The 18334-nt window shown below is 68.2% G+C and carries 12 protein-coding genes; 7 read left to right on the top strand and 5 right to left on the bottom strand.

Annotated features, from left to right (window positions below):
• Nucleotides 1-47: 47 nt before the first annotated feature.
• From pglY to ABD999_RS17985, 5 genes are all read left to right on the top strand, one after another.
• Entirely contained in the window at nucleotides 48-3980 is a 3933-nt protein-coding gene (gene pglY, locus ABD999_RS18005; RefSeq protein WP_271277236.1) for a BREX-2 system ATPase PglY, read from the top strand.
• A complete protein-coding gene (pglZ, locus tag ABD999_RS18000) occupies nucleotides 3980-6880 on the top strand; it encodes a BREX-2 system phosphatase PglZ (RefSeq protein ID WP_271277237.1) in 2901 nt (966 codons plus the stop codon). Before pglY ends, pglZ begins: the two co-directional genes overlap by 1 nt.
• Before the next feature lie 25 nt (nucleotides 6881-6905).
• On the top strand, nucleotides 6906-8234 hold the full coding sequence (gene brxD, locus ABD999_RS17995; RefSeq protein ID WP_271277238.1) for a BREX system ATP-binding protein BrxD: 1329 nt from the start codon (nucleotides 6906-6908) through the stop codon (nucleotides 8232-8234).
• Nucleotides 8234-10453 (top strand): DEAD/DEAH box helicase, encoded by a 2220-nt coding sequence (locus ABD999_RS17990; protein WP_271277239.1) that lies wholly within the window; start codon nucleotides 8234-8236, stop codon nucleotides 10451-10453. Before brxD ends, ABD999_RS17990 begins: the two co-directional genes overlap by 1 nt.
• A 216-nt stretch (nucleotides 10454-10669) precedes the next feature.
• Complete coding sequence (locus tag ABD999_RS17985; protein WP_271277240.1) at nucleotides 10670-10858, top strand: hypothetical protein; 189 nt, start codon at nucleotides 10670-10672, stop codon at nucleotides 10856-10858.
• A gap of 25 nt (nucleotides 10859-10883) precedes the next feature.
• Here the strand turns inward: ABD999_RS17985 and ABD999_RS17980 are convergent, their stop codons facing one another.
• The 5 genes from ABD999_RS17980 to ABD999_RS17960 all read right to left on the bottom strand — a co-directional run bounded on the left by ABD999_RS17980 (nucleotide 10884) and on the right by ABD999_RS17960 (nucleotide 15551).
• Entirely contained in the window at nucleotides 10884-11111 is a 228-nt protein-coding gene (locus ABD999_RS17980; protein ID WP_271277241.1) for a hypothetical protein, read from the bottom strand.
• Nucleotides 11112-11834: 723 nt separating this feature from the next.
• Nucleotides 11835-12386, bottom strand: coding sequence for a chorismate pyruvate-lyase family protein (locus ABD999_RS17975; RefSeq protein WP_271277242.1), 552 nt, complete (start codon nucleotides 12384-12386; stop codon nucleotides 11835-11837).
• Between the two features lie 414 nt (nucleotides 12387-12800).
• Nucleotides 12801-14354, bottom strand: coding sequence for a YfjI family protein (locus ABD999_RS17970; RefSeq protein ID WP_271277243.1), 1554 nt, complete (start codon nucleotides 14352-14354; stop codon nucleotides 12801-12803).
• Nucleotides 14351-15220: a toprim domain-containing protein gene (locus ABD999_RS17965; protein WP_271277244.1), complete on the bottom strand. Its 870-nt coding sequence runs from the start codon at nucleotides 15218-15220 to the stop codon at nucleotides 14351-14353. The genes ABD999_RS17970 and ABD999_RS17965 overlap by 4 nt, the downstream gene beginning before the upstream one ends.
• A 13-nt stretch (nucleotides 15221-15233) precedes the next feature.
• On the bottom strand, nucleotides 15234-15551 hold the full coding sequence (locus ABD999_RS17960; RefSeq protein ID WP_271277245.1) for a DNA-binding protein: 318 nt from the start codon (nucleotides 15549-15551) through the stop codon (nucleotides 15234-15236).
• Between the two features lie 123 nt (nucleotides 15552-15674).
• On the opposite strand from ABD999_RS17960, the gene ABD999_RS17955 reads away from it, so the two are divergent.
• The gene (locus tag ABD999_RS17955; RefSeq protein ID WP_271277246.1) at nucleotides 15675-16709 is read left to right on the top strand and encodes a helix-turn-helix domain-containing protein; all 1035 of its coding nucleotides are present in this window, start codon (nucleotides 15675-15677) and stop codon (nucleotides 16707-16709) included.
• Complete coding sequence (locus tag ABD999_RS17950; RefSeq protein WP_271277247.1) at nucleotides 16706-18328, top strand: tyrosine-type recombinase/integrase; 1623 nt, start codon at nucleotides 16706-16708, stop codon at nucleotides 18326-18328. The genes ABD999_RS17955 and ABD999_RS17950 overlap by 4 nt, the downstream gene beginning before the upstream one ends.
• Nucleotides 18329-18334 lie beyond the last annotated feature (6 nt).

Below are 18334 nucleotides of genomic sequence, written 5' to 3'. Positions count from 1 at the left end.
TGGCAGAGACGCACGAAGCGGCGGAAGCGAAGGAGCACGAGACAGGCATGGCACAGCAGCCCCTCCTGAAGGATGTCATCGACATCAAGGAGTCCATCTCCACCTCGGACTTCGTGCTGCGCCTCGCCGAGGCGGTGACCCCCGAAGGGGCCGAGCACGCCCTGAAGGACTACGTCGTCACCGAGAGGCTGCTGGAGAACTTCGACGAGGCGCTCGGGCTGATCAAGTCCGCCCTCGACGGCCGTACCTCCAAAGCTGCCTACCTGCACGGCTCGTTCGGTTCCGGTAAGTCGCACTTCATGGCCGTGCTTTACGCGCTGCTCAGCGGCAACCAGACGGCCCGAGCGCGCGGCGAGTTCGACTTCCTGCTGACCAAGCACGAGTGGCTGGAGACTGACGGCAAGCGATTCCTGCTCGTGCCGTACCACATGCTCGGCGCCAAGGCCCTGGAGCAGCGGGTGCTGGGTGGCTATGTCAGCCACGTCAAGAAGCTGCACCCTGACGCGCCGATCCCGCAGGTGTACCGGACCGACGCGCTGTTCGCCGACCTGCGGGCCATGCGCGACCGGTTGGGCGACGAGGCGGTCATCAGCGGGCTCGGCTCCGGCGGCGGGGAGGCCGACGAGGACGACGAGTGGGGTGAATCGTTCGCCTGGACGCCCGAACTGCTGGACGCGGCCCTGTCCGCCGAGGAGGTGCACGACGGCGCCACTCCACTGGACTTGGTGCACCCGAGCACCCCGGCCGAGCTGCGGGCCAAGCTCGTACAGGACGCGAGCACCAACCTGCTGCCCGGATTCGCGCGCAACGCGGCCGAGGACGAGCACGGGTTCATCTCCCTCGACGCCGGCCTGTCAGTGATCGCCGAGCACGCCAAGTCTCTGGGCTACCACGGCCTGATCCTCTTCATGGACGAGCTGATCCTGTGGCTGGCGACGCTCATCCACGACCAGAAGTTCGTGGCCCGCGAGGCCAGCAAGATCACCAACTTCGTGGAAGGCGGGGACGCCCGGCGCGCCATCCCCGTCGTGTCGTTCATCGCCCGTCAGCGCGACCTGCGCGAGCTGGTAGGCGAGGAGGTGTCGGGCGCGGCGGAGGCGTCCATCCAGGACACGCTGAACCTCGCCTCGGGCCGGTTCGACAAGATCACCCTGGAGGACCGCAACCTCCCGCAGATCGCGAACGCCCGCCTGCTGAAGCCCAAGCCGGGCAACGAACCGCTCGTCGACGCGGCATTCGAGCAGACCAAGAAGGTCGGCCCGCAGGTGTGGGACACGCTGCTCGGCTCGGACTCCGGCAAGACGGGAGCGGATGAGGAGTCGTTCCGGCTGACCTATCCCTTCTCGCCGGCCTTCATGGACACCCTGGTCCACATCTCCTCGGCGCTGCAGCGCTCCCGTACCGGTCTGAAGCTGATGGGCCAACTGCTCGCTGCCCGCCGAGACGACCTGAGGCTTGGTGACCTGGTCCCGGTGGGCGACCTGTATCCAGTGATCGCCGACGGCGGCGACAAGCCGTTCGTGGACAGCCTGAAGGTGGTCTTCGAAGCCGCCGATAAGCTGTACAAGACCAAGCTCCGGCCCTACCTGCTGACCTCCTACGACGTCACCGAAGACGACATCGAGCGGTACCAGCACCGGACCGACAGCATCACCGACCCCGCACTGGCCCAGCGCTGCAAGTCCTTCACTGGCGACAATCGCCTGATCTGCACGTTGCTGCTGTCGTCGCTCGCGCCCAGCGTGCCCGCGCTCAGCGACCTGACGATCCGACGCCTTGGCGCGCTCAACCACGGCTCAGTGACGGCGCCAATCCCGGGCAGCGAAGTCGGCATCATCAAGAGCAAGGTGGCCGAATGGGCCGCCCGCTTCCCCGAGATCAAGGAGACCGGCACCGGCGCGAACGCCGGCGTGCGGCTGGAGCTGTCCGGCGTCGACGTCGACTCCGTCATCGCCAACGCAGCCGTCAACGACAACCCCGGCAACCGGATGGCGCTCGCCAAGCGCCTGCTCGCCGAGGAACTCGGCGTGGACCGCTCCGACGGCAGGCTCGGCGCCGACGACCTGACTTTCGTCTGGCGCGGCTCCAACCGCTCCATGGAGGTGATCTTCGGTAACATCGCCGACGAGGACGACCTGCCCGACCACGAGCTGCAACCGCAGCTGGACGGCCACTGGCGGATCGTGGTCGATCTGCCCTTCGACGAGGGCGCTTACGGCCCCGTCGACGACGTCAACCGGATGCGTGCCCTCCGGGAGCGGCAGGGCGAGCCCGCCCGGACTCTGGCCTGGGTGCCCACGCACCTGTCCGCCCAGCGCTTCGCGGACTTGCGCAGGCTTCTGGTCATCGATAAGGCGCTCGCCGATGAGCACCGGTTCGCCACGCAGTACGCCGCTCACCTCAACGCCGACAATCGGGCCCGGGCCAAGGGGCTGCTGGAGACTCAGCGCGGAGCCCTGCTCAGGCAGGTGAAGACCGCCTTCAAGCAGGCGTACGGGCTGGCAGACAAGAAGGCATCCGACGTCGAGCCGGGCTTCGACGACCACATCGTGGCGCTGCCTGATGTCGGCGGACTGTCCGTCTCCTTCGCCAAACCGATGCGCGAGGCCGTCAGAGACCTCGCGGGCAAACTGCTTGCCCATCAATTCCCCGCGCACCCTGACCTCGACCGGGACGGCACCGGCGTCGCGGTGAAACCAGCCGACGCCAGGACCGTCTTCACCCACGTCCGCGCGGCAGCCGAGGCCCGCGACCGGCGGGTCGAGGTCCCCGAAAAAGACCGCAAGCTGATGAAGCGGGTGGCCGAGCCGCTGGAGCTCGGGCAGCAGAAGGAGGCGTACTTCGAGCTGTCCACCCGCTGGGCCGACCACTTCCGGCGGATGGCGCAGACGGAGGGTGCCACCGGGGACCTGAGCTTGATCACCCTCGTCGACTGGACGGACAAGCCGGACCCGCGCGGCCTGGAGCCGTTCCTGGCCAACCTGGTCGTCGCCGCGTTCGCAGAGATGGACGACCGGGTGTGGGTGCGCGGCGGAGTCCCGCTCGACCCGGCGCCCGAGCTGTCGCAGATCAAGCCCGGTGACGCGCTGCGCAGCCAGCCGCTGCCGAGCGAGGACGACTGGATGGAAGCGCGCTGGCGGTACGAGACCATCTTCGGGAACAAGGCGCCGGCGCTGCGGCGCGGACGGATGATCAACCAGCTCGCCCGGCAGATCGTCGACAGCGCCCGCACCTACCGGGAGCCCGCGGCGGAACTGGTCCGCCGACTGGAGTTGCATGCCGCGTTCCTCGCCCTGGACGAGACCGACGAGAAGGGCCGCCTGGCTCTCGCCCGGCGCGCACGCGACCTGCTGGACAAGCTGATCGCCACCGGGCAGGGCGCGGCAGGCGGCGGCGGGGCGAAGAAGACCGTCGAGACCCTGGCCCGCTTCGACCTGAGCCCGGTCAACGCCGAGAGGTACGGAAACTCCGTCAAACGGGCGCACGACGTCGCCCAAGCACTGGCCGCGGCTGCCTGGGACACGCTGGAGCTGGCCGAGGGACAGGGCACCGAAGGACAGGCGCTGTTGCAGGTGCTACGCGGCACGTCACAGGCCGACCAGCTGACGGCCGACCTCATCGCCGCCCTGGACAAGACCCGCCGAGAGGTCACCGCGCTGATCAAGCGCAACCAGCCACCCGTACCCACCCCTCCTCCGGCCGACCCCGTACCGCGCCCTGGCGGAGACGCCGACAAGGTTGACCTGAGCGGCACGAGCAATCACCCGCCCGTGCCCGGTGGGAAAGAGTCCGGACAAGGCACCGGCACCGTATCCCCTCCCGGTCCCATCACCGGCGGCGGGGTACGCCGGTCTGGCAGCCAGCAGGTGAAGGCGGCACACGCTGATGAGGTAGTCGCCGAGCTGCAAAGGCAACTCGCCGACCTGGCGGCCAGCGAGCCCGGCGCCACCATCGAGATCAGCTGGCAGGTCGTGGACTGATGGGCACCGCGACCACCACACAGGTCACCGGCGATAGCACAGGCGTGCTGCGGCTGACCGCCGCGACCGTCACCCAGTTCCTGTCCGCCCAGACATCACTGACCGACTCCCTCACCGGAGATGGACGGCGGCGCGTCGTGCTGCTGCGCTCCGCGCCCCAGTGGGAGGGGCCCGAAGAACTCGCCTGGGGCGAGGGCCGGCAGGCCCGCATCGCGGCCGCCCCATCGCCGCTGGCCGTGCACGAACTGGTCCTCGACCACCTCTCGGAGGCCACAGGACCGGCGGTGCTGGTCGTGCTCACCGACCGGGAGCAAAGCGAACTCGACCCGGCGATTCTCGCCCGCACCCACAAGCAGCGCATCGAGACCGTCGACGGCTGGGACGTCGTACGCGAAGCGTTCGGCGCTGAACAGGTCGACCCACGCCTAAGAGCCGACGGCTGGGCCGCCGAAGCGCTGCTCGACGCCACCCCGCCGGGAGGCTGGCCGCCGCTGGCTGGAGGGGTGCTGTCGCGCCGTGCCGCGCTGTCGGCGCTCGCCCTGCGCCGTTTGCGCCTTGGCCGCTACGACACCGACACGACACCGGGCGCAAGCCGGACGCCGAGCGGTGACAGCCTCGACACCCACACGCTGCTGCGGTGGTCGCTCATCCCCGGTGGACCGGAGCGGCTGCTGGCACTGCGCGGCCCGGAACGCGCCGGGCTGTCGGCATTCCTTGGTGAGGAGGACCAGGCGGGGCTCGCCAGCCGGGCGCTGCTCGCACTGGTGGAGGCCGAGCACGGGGCCGACGCGGTGCCCTTCGGGCTGGTGTGCGCGGCACTGTGGCAGCACGCCGAGCCCGACGCGCCCACCTACCGGGTACGAGGACGGGCCGAAAGGTGGTTCGGGGAGGAGTCACCTGCGACCGGCGAGGCCCTCGATGCGCTCGTGGCCGCGTTCGGCCGTTCCTGCGAGGACTTCGTCAGCATGCTGCTGGAGGCGGGCCATACCGGCGCAGAACAGGAGGCGGCGCGTGACGCGCGCCGCCTGTCCAGCACGGTGCTGGACCGGGCCGCCGTGCTGGCCCGGCAGTTCGGCGCTGAGACCGCGGCAGCAGCCAGCCCTGTGCTGGCGGCCGGCCTGGAAGCCCGATTCGCACAGGCCGGTCGGACGCTGGCCGGAAAAGAACCGCACGCGCTCACCCAGGCCCTCGCGAAACTGGCCGCTCACCGCCTGGGCGCCGACCCGGACGCGGAAGTACGCATCGAGCGTGCCCGGATGGGACAGCGGCTCGCGCGATGGCTCGCCGCCGACCCCGCCACCGGCGCGGAAACGGTCGCGGCGGCGATCGAACGCCAGCTGACCGAGACCGGCTGGGTGGACCAGGCCCTGGAGCATATCGAGGCCGGAGGCGATCCCGACTCCGAGCTGAAAGCCGCTTACGACACTCTCGGCACCCGCGTGCGCCAACGACGGCGCGAGATCGACCAAGCCTTCGCACGAACCCTCGCCATCTGGACCGCCGCGGGCACCGACCCCGGCTCGATGCTGACCGTGGAAACCTTCCTCGCCCGCGTCGTGAAACCGGTCGTGGCCGCCAAGACCGGGCGGCGCGTGCTGCTGCTGATCCTGGACGGGATGAGCGCTGCGATCGCCACCGAGCTTGGCGAAGAGCTGCGCCGGCACTGGGCCGAATACGACCCGCTGCCGGACCTGGCCAACCGGCCCCCGCGGCGGCGCGCCATGGCCGCCGCCCTCCCGACGCTGACCGCGATCTCCCGCACCTCGCTGTTCGCCGGCAAGCTATTGAAAGGCGCACAGGCCGACGAGAAGCGACTGTTTCCCGCGCACCGCTTCTGGGGCGGGGCCAGCGCTGCGGTCTTCCACAAGGACGACCTGCGCGGCCAGAGCGTCGGCGACCCATTCGGACCCGAACTCACCGAAGCACTCGCCGATGAGCACACACACGTGGCGGTCGTTCTCAACACCATCGACGACCGGCTCGCCAAGGAACAAAAGCTCGGCGACGGCGCATGGCGCCTCGACCACATCGGGAAACTGCGAGAACTGCTGCGCGTGGCCGCGGCCCAAGGCATGGCGGTGATCCTCACCAGCGACCACGGACACGTCGTGGACCGCCACGGTACGAAGCTCGACGGCAACGGCATCGCCTCCGCCCGGCACCGCACCCCCGGCGGCCCGCTGGGCGAGACCGAGATCGTGCTGCGCGGGCCGCGGGTCGTGTGGCCGCAACCGGGCGCCGAGATCGTAGCGCTGTGGGACACCGACTCCCGCTACACCGCGCAGAAGGCCGGCTATCACGGCGGCGCCTCGCTCGCCGAGGTCACCATCCCCGTCCTGGCCTTCCTGCCCTTCGGCGCGGAGCCGCCCAAGGGATGGCGCGAGCTCGGCGACCAGCGCCCGGCCTGGTGGTCCGATGAGACGGCGCCTGTCCGCCCCGCCACCCCGATCCCCGTCGTGGCGCCCGAGCCGAAGCGCCGCGCCAAGCCGTCAAAGGCGGCGCTGGCGCAGGCCGCGATGGGCGACGCGCTGTTTGACGTAGTGCTGGCTCCCGGAGGTGATGACGCCCTCCTCGCCCCTCGTCTAGCCTCGCCCGACGATGCCCTGGTCGATGCCCTGCTGGCGTCGGAGATCTTCCAGGCGCAGGTGGGACTGCTGGCCCGCAAGCCGCCACTGGACAAGGTCGAAACGGCGGTGCGGGCCCTGCTCGACGCCGGCGCTCTCCCGGTCACGGCGCTGGCCCAGCGCGTCGGCTATCCGCCTGGGCGAGCCGACGGTTTCGCCGCCGTCCTGCGTCAGCTTCTCAACTATGACGGGGTGCAGGTCCTGGAGACCCTGGCCGATGGGCGCACGCTGCGGCTGAACACAGGGCTCCTGCGTGACCAGTTCGAACTGACATGACAAGCACGATGGGAGACTGGCAGGCGTGAACACCGCTCGGTCGTCCCGCTCCGCCCAGGTCAGCGCCGTGCGCCGCCGTGCCGTGATCGACGCGCTGCGGCGCGGTGCCGTACCCGAGAGCGGGCTCGATCTGCTCGCCACCGGCCTCGACAGGTTCGAATCGGCGCTGGACGCCGAACTGGACGCGGTCGCCTCCGGCGCGTCGGTGTTCAAGGCCGTACGGGGAGAATACGGTTCCGGCAAGACCTTCTTCGCCCGGTGGCTGGGGGAGCGGGCCAAACGTCGAAACTTCGCCGTCTGCGAGATCCAGATTTCGGAGACCGAGACGCCCCTGCACCGGCTGGAGACCGTCTACCGGCGATTGACCGAACGGCTCACCACCGCCAGCTTTCCGCCGAGCGCGCTGCGGTCGGTGGTGGATGCGTGGTTCTACGCGCTGGAGGAGGACGCCCTCGCCGCCGGGGCGGACGAGAACGATCTGAGCGCCGAGGTGGAGAAGCTGCTGGTCGCCCGGCTCACCGAAGTATCGCGGCACGCACCGTCCTTCGCGGCCGCGCTGCGCGGTTACCGGGCCGCGCTCGCCGCGGGCGACGAGGCGACCGCCGCCGCGGTGCTGGCCTGGCTCGGTGGGCAGCCGCACGTTGCCGCGGCCGCGCGCCGTTTCGCGGGCGTGCGCGGCGATCTCGACCACTTCGGGGCGCTCGGCTTCCTGCAGGGGCTGCTGACGGTGCTGCGTGACTCCGGACATCCCGGGCTCCTCGTCGTGCTGGACGAGGTCGAGACCCTGCAGCGGGTGCGCTCCGATGCGCGCGACAAGGCGCTCAACGCTTTGCGGCAGCTCATCGACGAGGTGCACTCGGGCCGCTTCCCCGGCCTGTATCTGGTGATCACCGGCACTCCGGCGTTCTACGACGGGCAACAGGGAGTGCAGCGCCTGGCACCGCTGGCCCAGCGGCTGGCGACCGACTTCACCACCGATCCGCGCTTCGACAACCCGCGCGCGGTGCAGCTCCGGCTGCCCGGCTTCACCTTGGAATCCCTGGTGAACCTGGGCGTGACCGTCCGCGACCTCTACGCCTCTGGAGCCGACGCCCCGGAACGCATCAAGGAACTCGCCTCCGACGCCTACATAGCAGACCTGGCGTGGGCGGTCGGCGGAGCGCTGGGCGGCAAGGTCGGCGTGGCTCCCCGGCTGTTCCTGAAGAAGCTCGTCGGCGACGTGCTCGACCGCATCGACCAGTTCGACGACTTCGACCCCCGGCGGCACTACACGCTGACCGTGCGGAGCGACGAACTCACCGACACCGAACGCAACCTCGCCGCCTCGGCCGACGACGTCGACCTGGACCTGTGATGGCGTCCGGCGGCGGGCCCGGCGACGTGCTGGACCGGCTCGACCCGGTCGTCCTGCACCACATCGTGAACAGCCTCGGCTGGCCCGACCTGCGCCCGCTGCAGCGGGCGGCGATCGGACCGCTGACGGACGGCGAGGACGCCGTCCTGCTCGCCCCGACCGCGGGAGGCAAGACAGAGGCGGCCTGCTTCCCGCTGCTGTCCGTGATGGCGCAACGGAGCTGGACCGGTACGTCGGTGCTTTACCTGTGTCCACTGAAGGCGCTGCTCAACAACCTTCTGCCGCGCATCGACTCCTACGCACAATGGCTCGGGCGCCGGGCCTCGCTCTGGCACGGCGACGTCCGAGAATCCCAGCGGCGGAGGATCCGCACCGACCCCCCCGACATCCTGCTCACCACCCCCGAGTCACTCGAGGCGATGCTGATCGGCGTGAAGACCGACCACGCACACCTACTGGGCCGAGTCCGGGCAGTGGTCGTCGACGAGGTGCACGCCTTCGCCGGCGACGACCGCGGCTGGCACCTGCTGGCCGTACTGGAACGGCTGGAGCGCGTGACCGGCCATCCCCTCCAGCGAATCGGCCTGTCGGCGACCGTCGGGAACCCGCACCAGCTGCTCGAATGGCTACAGGGGGCCGGCGCCGGAAAGCGAACCGGCCAGGTGGTGGCACCTGATCTACCTCCTGCGACCACCGCCACTGTTGACCCCGACGTTCTCGGTCACGCGGCCTCGTCCTTGAACGCCTCCCTCCCGGCGGCTTCCCGCCCGGCCGGGGATGTCGAACTCGACTACGTCGGCTCACTGGACAACGCCGCAAAACTGATCGCCACACTGCACCGGGGCGAGAAACGCCTGGTGTTCTGCGACTCCCGGCGACAGGTGGAGCAACTCGGTGCGGCCCTGCGCGCGCGCGAAGTGAACGTCTTCCTGTCCCACGCCTCCCTGTCAGCCGACGAACGGGCCCGCTCCGAGCAAGCCTTCGCCGAAGCCCGCGACTGCGTCATCGTCTCCACCTCCACGCTCGAACTCGGCATCGACGTCGGGGACCTGGACCGGGTCATCCAGATCGACTCGCCCAGCACCGTCGCGTCCTTCCTGCAACGCATCGGGCGCACCGGTCGGCGGGCCGGCACCGTACGCAACTGCCTGTTCCTCGCAACCGAGGCAGAATCCCTTCTCCAGGCCGCGGGCCTGCTCCTGCTGTGGGGCCGCAGCTGGGTCGAACCGGTCACCGCACCGCCCGAACCTCGCCATCTGGTGGCGCAGCAACTGCTCGCCATCACCCTCCAGCAGCACCGGATCGGCGACCAGATGTGGCCGCAGGAGTGGAACGGCCTGGCACCCTTCGACCGCTCAGCCGCTCCCATCGTGCGGCACATGGTCGAGAAGGGGTTCCTGGATGAGGACGGCGGGATGCTGTTCATCGGCCCCGAAGCCGAGAAACACTTCGGGCGGCGCCACTTCATCGAGCTGACAGCCTCCTTCACCGCGCCGCCGCAATTCACCGTGCTGTCCGGACGCCAGGAGATCGGCCGCACCGACCCCTCGGTGCTGACCGAGGAGCGGGCGGGCCCTCACCTGTTGCTGCTCGGCGGCCGGAGTTGGCGGGTGACCTTCATCGACTGGGCACGCAGGCGGGCCTTCGTCGAGCCCGCCGACGGCGGCGGTGTCGCCAAGTGGACGAGCGGCGGCATCGCCGGTCTGTCCTACGCCCTGACCCAGGCCATGCGAGAGGTCCTGCTCGGTGCGGACCCTCCTGTCTCACTGACCCGCCGCGCGCAGGCGAGACTCGCCGAATGGCGGCAGGAGGAGGCTCCCGGCCTCGTGCACCCCGGAGGAACGCTGATCACCCGGGCGGGTGACGACGTGCGGTGGTGGACCTGGGCCGGCTATCGCGCCAACGCGACGCTCGCCGCCACGCTGCCCTCGATCGCCGACCCGGTTCAGCGTCCGACAGATTTCTCTGTACGGCTGCGCGAGGACCTGACGCCTACGGCTTGGCAGGAGGCCCGCAGCAGCGTAGGTGACGGGGAGATTCTGGTGCTGCCGGACGTCGATCGCCGCGCCGTCAACGGGCTGAAGTTCTCCGCAGTCTTGCCGGAACGGCTGGCGGTGGCCACGGTGGCGGCCCGGTTGGCCGACTTCGACGGAGCTCGTGCTGTGCTGGTTGAGCCGGTCCGCCTGCAGTTCGAGTACCCCGCCGATGGTGGTCGCTGAGGGACGAGACCCGGTCGCAGTGCGGCTGGTGTGCAGGGCCGAGCGGTAACAGGTAGAGAGGTCCGTGGCTGCGACGAAGGCGGTGAAGTGGTATCAAAACTGCAGATGCCATTGTTGCTCACGACCTCGCATCAAGCAACCAGCTTCATACTCACCCCCGAAAGGGCACTAATGGTCAAGATGACCCGCGGAACAGCACGCGCATGGCATCCAGGGATGACCACGGTTGCCAAGGACGACATTCGCCACATGAAGCCGAGCCAGCGGAACAAGTACCGGCGACAGGGCTTTTCCTGGTCAGAAATCAAGAAGATCGACAGGGCGATCGGACGAGGCGAGACCACGATCACCATCAAGTCCGCCACCCGCGAGGTCACCATCGATTTGCCGCCTAAGTGGCGCTAGATCCAACGGATCGACGTAAGCACCGTCAAAAGATCGTCTCCTGAAGCAGGGCACGGATCTGCCGCCGATCGAGGAGCCGCAGGCATCGGCGGCAGTTCACCGGCGCCGTCGAGGCGCGCAGCCGTCGCGGGTCCCAGCCCGCGATCGCTGTGTGACAGGCCGGGGCGGGGAGCTCGACGTCGTAGCGGTCGACGCTGGTGCCCGCCAGATGGATGGTGTGCGAATTGTCCACTCGTAAGGCGCTGGCCTCCATGTGCGCGATTATATCAAGGTGATGTTCTCTTCTGGTGATATTCGAGACGGTGAAGAGTCTCCGGCATCCCGTCCTTCGTGTGGCTCGTTCCCTGAAGCTGATGACAGAACTGACAGTATGTCGATAGTTCCCTCTGGTCTGGGCCATTGGCGTCTGATGTAACAGCGACAGAACCTTGACGAATCTGCTCGGTGAATGACAGAACCCGATTCCCGCCTGTAGCTCTGGGTGAAGACGAGCGAGGGGAAAGCTTCTGTCGCTGTTTTGAGATCTGTCACCGTTCTGTCTTGCCTTTTGTTCCAGGCGTTTCCGCAGGCCATCACCGCCGTAGCGGTTTTGTCACGGCTTTACGAAGAGCAGAGGGCTGACGGCGTACCGAGAGAAAGGTCCGCGTCGGCCTGGCGAACTGGGGAAGGGCGCGGATGTAGGCGTGGGAATCCAGGAGGTGACAGCACGGCGGTGACGGTCGAGGCGTCCTTGTAGCGTTCAGCGTCGCAACGGATGAACTGCCTTCCGGCCAAGCCGCGCCGATGTGGTGGACGATTTTGATCCTATGATCCCAGAGATGGTGCCGAACGCTTGGGCGGATGCCTCAGCGCCTGCCAGCCTAGGGATGCGGATGGCCTCCAGCCCTCCGCCGGAGCGGCGGAGGCTCGCAGTATTCGCGCGGCTTCGGCACCAGCGACAGCGTCCGACGTTCACCGAAGCCGTGCAAAGCGATCGTCATAGTTTCGGACCGGATGCAGCAGACGGCGGTGAGATCACATCGGGGTGGAAGACCTCCTCGACATGGCAGAGGGGCTGGCCGCTGGTGATGATCAAATACGAGCGCCAGGCACTGGCCCGGGTCGTGCTGAAAGGATCGGGACATCCCCACGACCACGGCCGCACACCCCGCTGAAGGATCTCCCGGCGTTGCTCGATCTCACTGAGCAGGTAGCCAAGCGGAATGTCGGTGCCGAGGTCAAGATCGGCCATTAGGGGATGGCCGATATCGAGGACGACTTTGTTGGCCGAGATCACCGCATCCCTTGCGTCGGTGATCAGTTGGGAGCGGCGCACCAACGCGATGTCGTCGACGGCGAGACCCATGCGTAGGCAGCACTCCCGAGATAACGCAGTGACCGCGGGTCGCCGGGCCTGCAAAATAACCCGAGCCTTGAGCGGCTGGTCGAGCAGGGCGGCCAGGAAACGCGTGGTAGAGCCGTCTAGATTGCCCAAGACGTCGGCGACCTTGGTGGGGTCACCGTTTAAGGAGAGAGGTAAGGAGGTCATCGCGGTCCTCAATCCGTGAGAAGCGGTAGTGCCGGTGCCGGACGTGGAGCCGGTGGGTGAAGGAGCCCTTCTGGGGGCGTCTTAAGTCGAGGCTGAGGGTGGCAACCAGATGCTAAGGACGATTCGAACTCAACTCTTGATAATTTTCACATCTTGTCACTAAGACTTTGAGGCGATGACAGAAGTGACAGAAACCGCCCACCTGCTGTGACAAGGCTCGTCGGCACTTGGCTGTGTAATGACGCAACGCTGACGAATGGTCTGGGTGAATGACAGAATCGCACTCGCGCATGAGCTTGAAGGCGTATACGACGCGCTGGAAGGCGTTCTGTCGCTGCCGGTGATTTCGTCACCGTTCTGTCGGACCATTTGTCTCGGCTGTTTCCATAGGTCGTTTGGGTTGTGGCCGTTCTGTCACGGCTTGGCGAAGAGCGCGGGATGGACGACGTACTGCGGGGAAGGTCTGCGCCCACCTCGCGACCCGCGAGCCGCTTGCGGAAGGGCTCGGATGTAGCCGTGCGCGTCCAGCAGCGACAGCACGGCGGTGACAGTCGAGGCGTCCTTGAGCTTCGTCTGCATGCCGCGGTGCAGATCGCGCTGGCTGAACTGCCGGGCCTTCATCACGGTCTCATTCTTGGTGATCCACGCCAGGGCCTCCCGGGCCAGTTGCGTGTGCCGGTCTTCCGCCATCGCGCCGAAGCAGGCCGCGGCGTGGGCGATGAAATAGCGGGCGATCTCGACGGCATGGTGCATGGTTTGCTCGGCGATCGGCTTGCGGAAGCCGTCGTGCGGATGCTCGGCCAGGTGGAGCAGGCCCGCGATGCGGGCGGCGGCGCCGACGAGCTTGCCCGCCCAGTCGCGCAGGCTGTCCAGCTCGCCGACGCCGGCACGCAGCTGGGGCTCGATCTCGTTCTGGAAGTCGATGACGAGCTTGGTGGCCGGCGCCGACAGCGCCAGAATCTGCGGCCGCTCCCACTCGGCCAGGCTGAGGACCAGGTGCTGCATGTTCTGCTCGTAGGTGTGGCGGACCTGGTCAGGGACGAGGTCGGGCTCGCTGTTGCGGTAGCCGACGGTGTCCTTCGGCAGCACGTACAGGAATCGAGCCAGCAGGCCCTGGCCGCGCAGACGGGGCTTTTGGGCGAGGAAGGCGAGCACGGCGGGCTGGATGCACACCGCGATGGTCAGGGCGGGGGAGCGCACGTACTCGGCCCGGCCGCGACGGTTGACCTTAAGCACGTCGCCGGCGTGGGCTTCAAGGAACGGACTCAGGGCGGGTACGCCGTTGCTGTAGCGGCCGCACACGATGTCGAACAGGTCGCCCTCGGCCGACAGAATGGACAGTCGGCCGTTCTGCTCGGACAGAATCGTGGAGCACTCCTCGGGAGTGACGTTCTTAGCGATCAGCTGGACCTCGGGAGGGACGACCGCTTCTTCCAGGGCGAGGGCGGTGGATTCGGCCTCGGCCAGGTCGTTGGCCGAGCCGCTGCGTACCGCCTTGGTTCTGGCCTGCTTGTCGGCCTCTTGCAACTGCGACCGGAGCAGTTCGGTCTGCCGTGCTTTGGCCCGACCGGCGATGACCAGTTGCTGCTCGGCCTGGTACAGAGGTGCGGTCATGGCCCGGAAGACGGCCGACTTGCGGGTGGCGGGCGGGGCCACGCAGACGAGGAAGAGGTTGAGCGGCTCGTGCCAGCCGCCGCGAACCCGGACCACGGCCTTGCCGCCGGCCGCGGTGGACAGCCCTCCTAAGGCGAAGGCCGCGGCGATGTCGGGAGGCGTCTGGGTCTCTTCGGCCACCGCCTGGACGATGTCTGCCAGCCACGATGGCAGGCAGTCGAGAGGAAACGCTGGCGGTACGAGCCGTGAGCCGAGTGGGATGACCTCGTCCCAGGCATCTTCCGCCTCGGCCGGTGTCTTGTCGCCCGGTTTTGTGATGTCGGGGGCCCAGTTCGGCCCGCTTCCGGCGGTCACCCGCCGATTCCCTGGAGGGTGTAGGGCTTGGGTGCCCAGACCTCGATGAAGTCGCCGATGGTGCCGCCGGCGGAGAGGTGATCGTGGGCGTCCTTACCGTGCCGGGCCTGAAGCACGTAGATGGAGCGGGCCACGGGCATAAGGTTGTGCACGATCGCCTGGGCGTGGTCGCGGCCCGCCTGGTCACGGTCGGCGACGATGGAGACGTCGGCGCCGTGGAAGTAGCGGGCGAAGTCCGATTGCCATTTCCCGGCTCCCATCGCGTTGCAGGTAGCGGTGATGCCGGGCCGGGCGCGCAGGGCTTCGGCGTCTTTCTCACCTTCAGTGATCATGATGACGCGTGCGTCGCGGACTGCGGCGATGAGGTCAGGCAGACGGTAGGGCACCAGGCGCACGGCCATGGCGCCGTCCTCGCCGTACAGGCTCCAGCGCCGACCGGAGTGTTTGGCCGGGTCGGGCCGCCACTGGCGGAAGCCCTGGCAGCCGTTCCCTTTGCGGCTGCACCGGGCGACGCCGTACAGGAGGGTGCCCTGCTCGTCCCGGTAGACGTAGTCGGCCACGCGGTCGTGGCCGCAAGGCATCCACCGGTCTGAATGGCGCCGCTGGGAAGGCCGCGGGTGCTCGGGATCGGGCCAGAGGGCAGACATGGGCAGGCCGAGCGCTTGCATGACGTCTTCGGTGGAGCACTTGGGCCCGCCGTGGCAAGTGATCATGACGACGCCTTCGCCGGTGACGCCGACCGACAGCGACGGGTGCCGGTCGTCGTGCGCCGGGCAGCGGGCGCTCTTTTGCGTGGCGGTGCCGCGCGGGGGGTGGCCGGTCCTGGCGTAGAGGGCCTGCAGGATCCGCGTGTACGGGCTGGTCATGGGGCGGTCCCGGTCAGGACGCGAGGTCGGTGGCCTGGGCGGGCGACGCCAGAGTGAGCGCGGGATCCTCGATGTCCAGGCAGCGCAGGAGGGCGACGCGGCCGACGCGGTAGGTGTGGCCGACCCGGAGGACGGGACAGGGAAACTCGCCCTTGCGGGCGAGTTCGTGCGCTTTGGTCCGGCCGATGCCGAACGCTCGGGCGGCGGTCACGATGTCGACGGTGACGGGCAGAGCAAGCAGTTCCGCGGTAGTCAATGCCTCGGCCATGAGGGCGCGCCTTTCTGATGAGGGATCCGCCCGGACCATGTCGGACAGCGCCGAGCGGTTCATCGCGAATGGGATGGGTTGACGCTCGTGATCAGGATGGCATGATCGATGGTGGCCGATCAACCCGATCGTTGGTAATCTTCCATCCCTTCAGGATGAAGCTCGGATGCTGTCAAGGAGTGACGCGTGTCGATAGCCGAAAAACGATCTGACCCAGACCAGACCAACCAGTCGGGCACTCGCAGCCTCAGCGAGGAGAACGTCGCTCTGCGGATCGCCTGGGAGATGCGCCGCCGCGGCTGGTCACAAGAACGCATGGCCCAGGAACTCACCCACGCCGGATGCCCCACCCACCAGTCCGCCATCTCCAAGATCGTCAACCCAAAGCCCGACGGCAGCCGCCGCGCGATCAGCGTGGACGAGGCCATCGCGCTGGCCCGCGTGTTCGGCATCGCCCTGGAAGAACTCCCGCTTCCCATGGATGACGCCGAAGGCCGGGACCTGCACGACCTGAGCCGCACGGTTACCCACGAAGGCCGCAACGCCACAGAGCAGTACGCCCACTTCCTCCTGGCCTGGGCCCGCCTGCGTCACCGCTTGGCTCAAGAGCAGAGCCGCGCCGCCTACGAGGGCTTCCTGGCGCAGCGAAGAGTCGAAGCGGACACAGCCGAGCAGGCGATCGCCTTCTGGCGGGACACCGACTCCTGGCGCGCGGCGACAGCCGGCTACGAGACGCTGCACCGGATCCTGCAGGCCATGGGTGACGGACGCGACCTGACCCCGCCCGCAGGGGAGGCACGCCGACGCCACAGCGTCGTGGCGGACCTTGTCCGTCTGCGCGAGCTGTTCGCCACCAAGATCCCGAGCACTCCCGTACGTGTGGTGCCGGACCTCATCTACCACGCCACCGAGGCGCTGATACGAGCCGGGATACAGGAAACCGCCATCGGCGTCATCGACGCCTACGACCGCGGGACCGCCCACCCCACCGACTCCGTGGTGGAGGAGATCGACCGCAGACTACGGCAGATCAGCGACCAGGAGCCAGAAGATCGCCAGGACTACCTGGAGAGCCTGGCAGCCCGGACAACCCTGAACCATCGCGGCCGCCAACCCCGGCAGCCACCGGAAGAACTGGCCGCCGAGCTGGGAGTAAGCATCGAGGAATACCAGGAAGCGAGGAAGATCGCATACGTGCACCGTGAAACCGGAATGAGGTGAGCTATACGTTGACCGGTAACCCGTTCAGACGATGCAAATGCCGACAGAACGGCCGCGAGCTCGGCGCGAAGTGCCCGAAGCTGCGCCGAAAGAACGGCTCGTGGAATCCCAGCCACGGAGTTTGGTACGGCAAGGAGGAGCTTCCGCCCGGGCCGGACGGGAAACGCAGCTACCTAAAACTGGGCGGCTTCGCCTCGGCGGACGAGGTGACCGCGTACTTCCAGGCGATCGGGCGCCTGCTCGACATCCCCGATCCTGGCCCAGACGGGCATCAGGCGCGGATGGAGATCCTCGCCATGATCAAAGCTGCGCATCGGAAGAAGGCGCCGATGCCGGAGTACGAGGAGGTACAGCGCAAGTTCAGGGCCGGTCAGCCGCTCCAGGCGATGACCTTCGGCGAGTACTGGGTGCAATGGGTGGCCCGGCGTCGCAGGTTGAAGGACATCCGAGAGTCGACACTGCTCGGATACATCTCGCACCACGACACGCACTTCGGTGAGGTACTCGACGAGGTACGCCTCGACAGACTGTTCGCGCCGAAGGTCGAGGAAGTGTTCACGCGGATCGACGAGAAGAACGCGGCCCTGCTCGCGGCGCGAGAGTCCGACGACCCGCAGGCACGCGCGAGCGTGCGAGGAAAGCGTCCGACCGGATCGTCGACGAAGCAGAGAATCAAGGCGACGATCCGGACGGTGCTGGCCGACGCCGAGCGAGACCACCTGGTGTCGTTCAACGCCGCCACACTGGTGAAGCTGGATACGGGGGAGAGGCCGCAAGCCCTCGTGTGGACCAAACCGCGAGTGGAAGCCTTCACCGCGGAGTTCGAGCAACGATTGGCGGCGGAGCAGGCCACGAAAAAGAAGTCCCAGAAGCCGTTGGAACGGTTCCGGGTGTGGCTGGCGACGCCGCGCCCTTCGCCAGTCATGGTGTGGACGCCGGCCCAGCTCGGCGCGTTCCTCGACCATGCCGTCCAGGACCGGCTCTATGCCTTGTATCACCTGGTGGCGTTCCGGGGGCTGCGGCGCGGGGAGGCGTGCGGCGCGCGGTGGGTGGACGGCGAGCTGGAGGAAGGCGTTCTGACGGTCGCTAAGCAACTGTCCAACGTCGGTGGCCGGGTGGAGGAGGGGAAACCGAAGTCGCGGGCATCGGAGGCGGCCGTCGCGCTGGATTCGGGAACGCTGGCCGTACTGCGGGCGCACCGCCGGCGGCAGTTGGCGGAGAAGCTGGCGTGGGGCAGCTCGTGGAAGGAGACCGGCCGCATCTTCACGCAGGAGGACGGTTCGGAGCTGACCCCGGACTGGGTGTCGGAGCACTTCTGGCGGCTGGTGTTCGCCGCCGGGCTGCCGCCGATCCGCCTTCACGATCTCCGGCATGGCGCGGCCACGCTCAGCCTGGCGGCGGGGACGGACATGAAGTACGTGTCGGCGATGCTGCGGCACTCGTCAATCGGGATCACTTCCGACATCTACACGGCGGTGCTGCCGGATGTGGCCAGGGCGGCAGCGGAGGCGGCGGTTCGTCTGGTGCCTCGAAAAATCATGCTGAAGGAGGGGTCCGAAACTGGCGGTCCCCCTTCGGTCCCCCAACCGCCGCTTCCCCCGCCCGCGGAAGCGGGATAGGGTGCT

Source organism: Nonomuraea ferruginea (genome assembly GCF_039540635.1).
Classification (GTDB): Bacteria; Actinomycetota; Actinomycetes; order Streptosporangiales; family Streptosporangiaceae; genus Nonomuraea; species Nonomuraea ferruginea.
This window is presented reverse-complemented; position numbering and strand designations above follow the sequence as displayed.

Excerpts from the sequence above, each read along its gene's own strand:
- ABD999_RS17960 (WP_271277245.1), bottom strand. The coding sequence starts at position 15,551 with ATGAACCGCTCGGCGCTGTCCGACATGGTCCGGGCGGATCCCTCATCA.
- ABD999_RS17975 (WP_271277242.1), bottom strand. The coding sequence starts at position 12,386 with ATGACCTCCTTACCTCTCTCCTTAAACGGTGACCCCACCAAGGTCGCC.
- pglZ (WP_271277237.1), top strand. The coding sequence starts at position 3,980 with ATGGGCACCGCGACCACCACACAGGTCACCGGCGATAGCACAGGCGTG.
- ABD999_RS17980 (WP_271277241.1), bottom strand. The coding sequence starts at position 11,111 with ATGGAGGCCAGCGCCTTACGAGTGGACAATTCGCACACCATCCATCTG.
- ABD999_RS17990 (WP_271277239.1), top strand. The coding sequence starts at position 8,234 with ATGGCGTCCGGCGGCGGGCCCGGCGACGTGCTGGACCGGCTCGACCCG.
- ABD999_RS17985 (WP_271277240.1), top strand. The coding sequence starts at position 10,670 with ATGACCACGGTTGCCAAGGACGACATTCGCCACATGAAGCCGAGCCAG.
- ABD999_RS17965 (WP_271277244.1), bottom strand. The coding sequence starts at position 15,220 with ATGACCAGCCCGTACACGCGGATCCTGCAGGCCCTCTACGCCAGGACC.
- pglY (WP_271277236.1), top strand. The coding sequence starts at position 48 with ATGGCACAGCAGCCCCTCCTGAAGGATGTCATCGACATCAAGGAGTCC.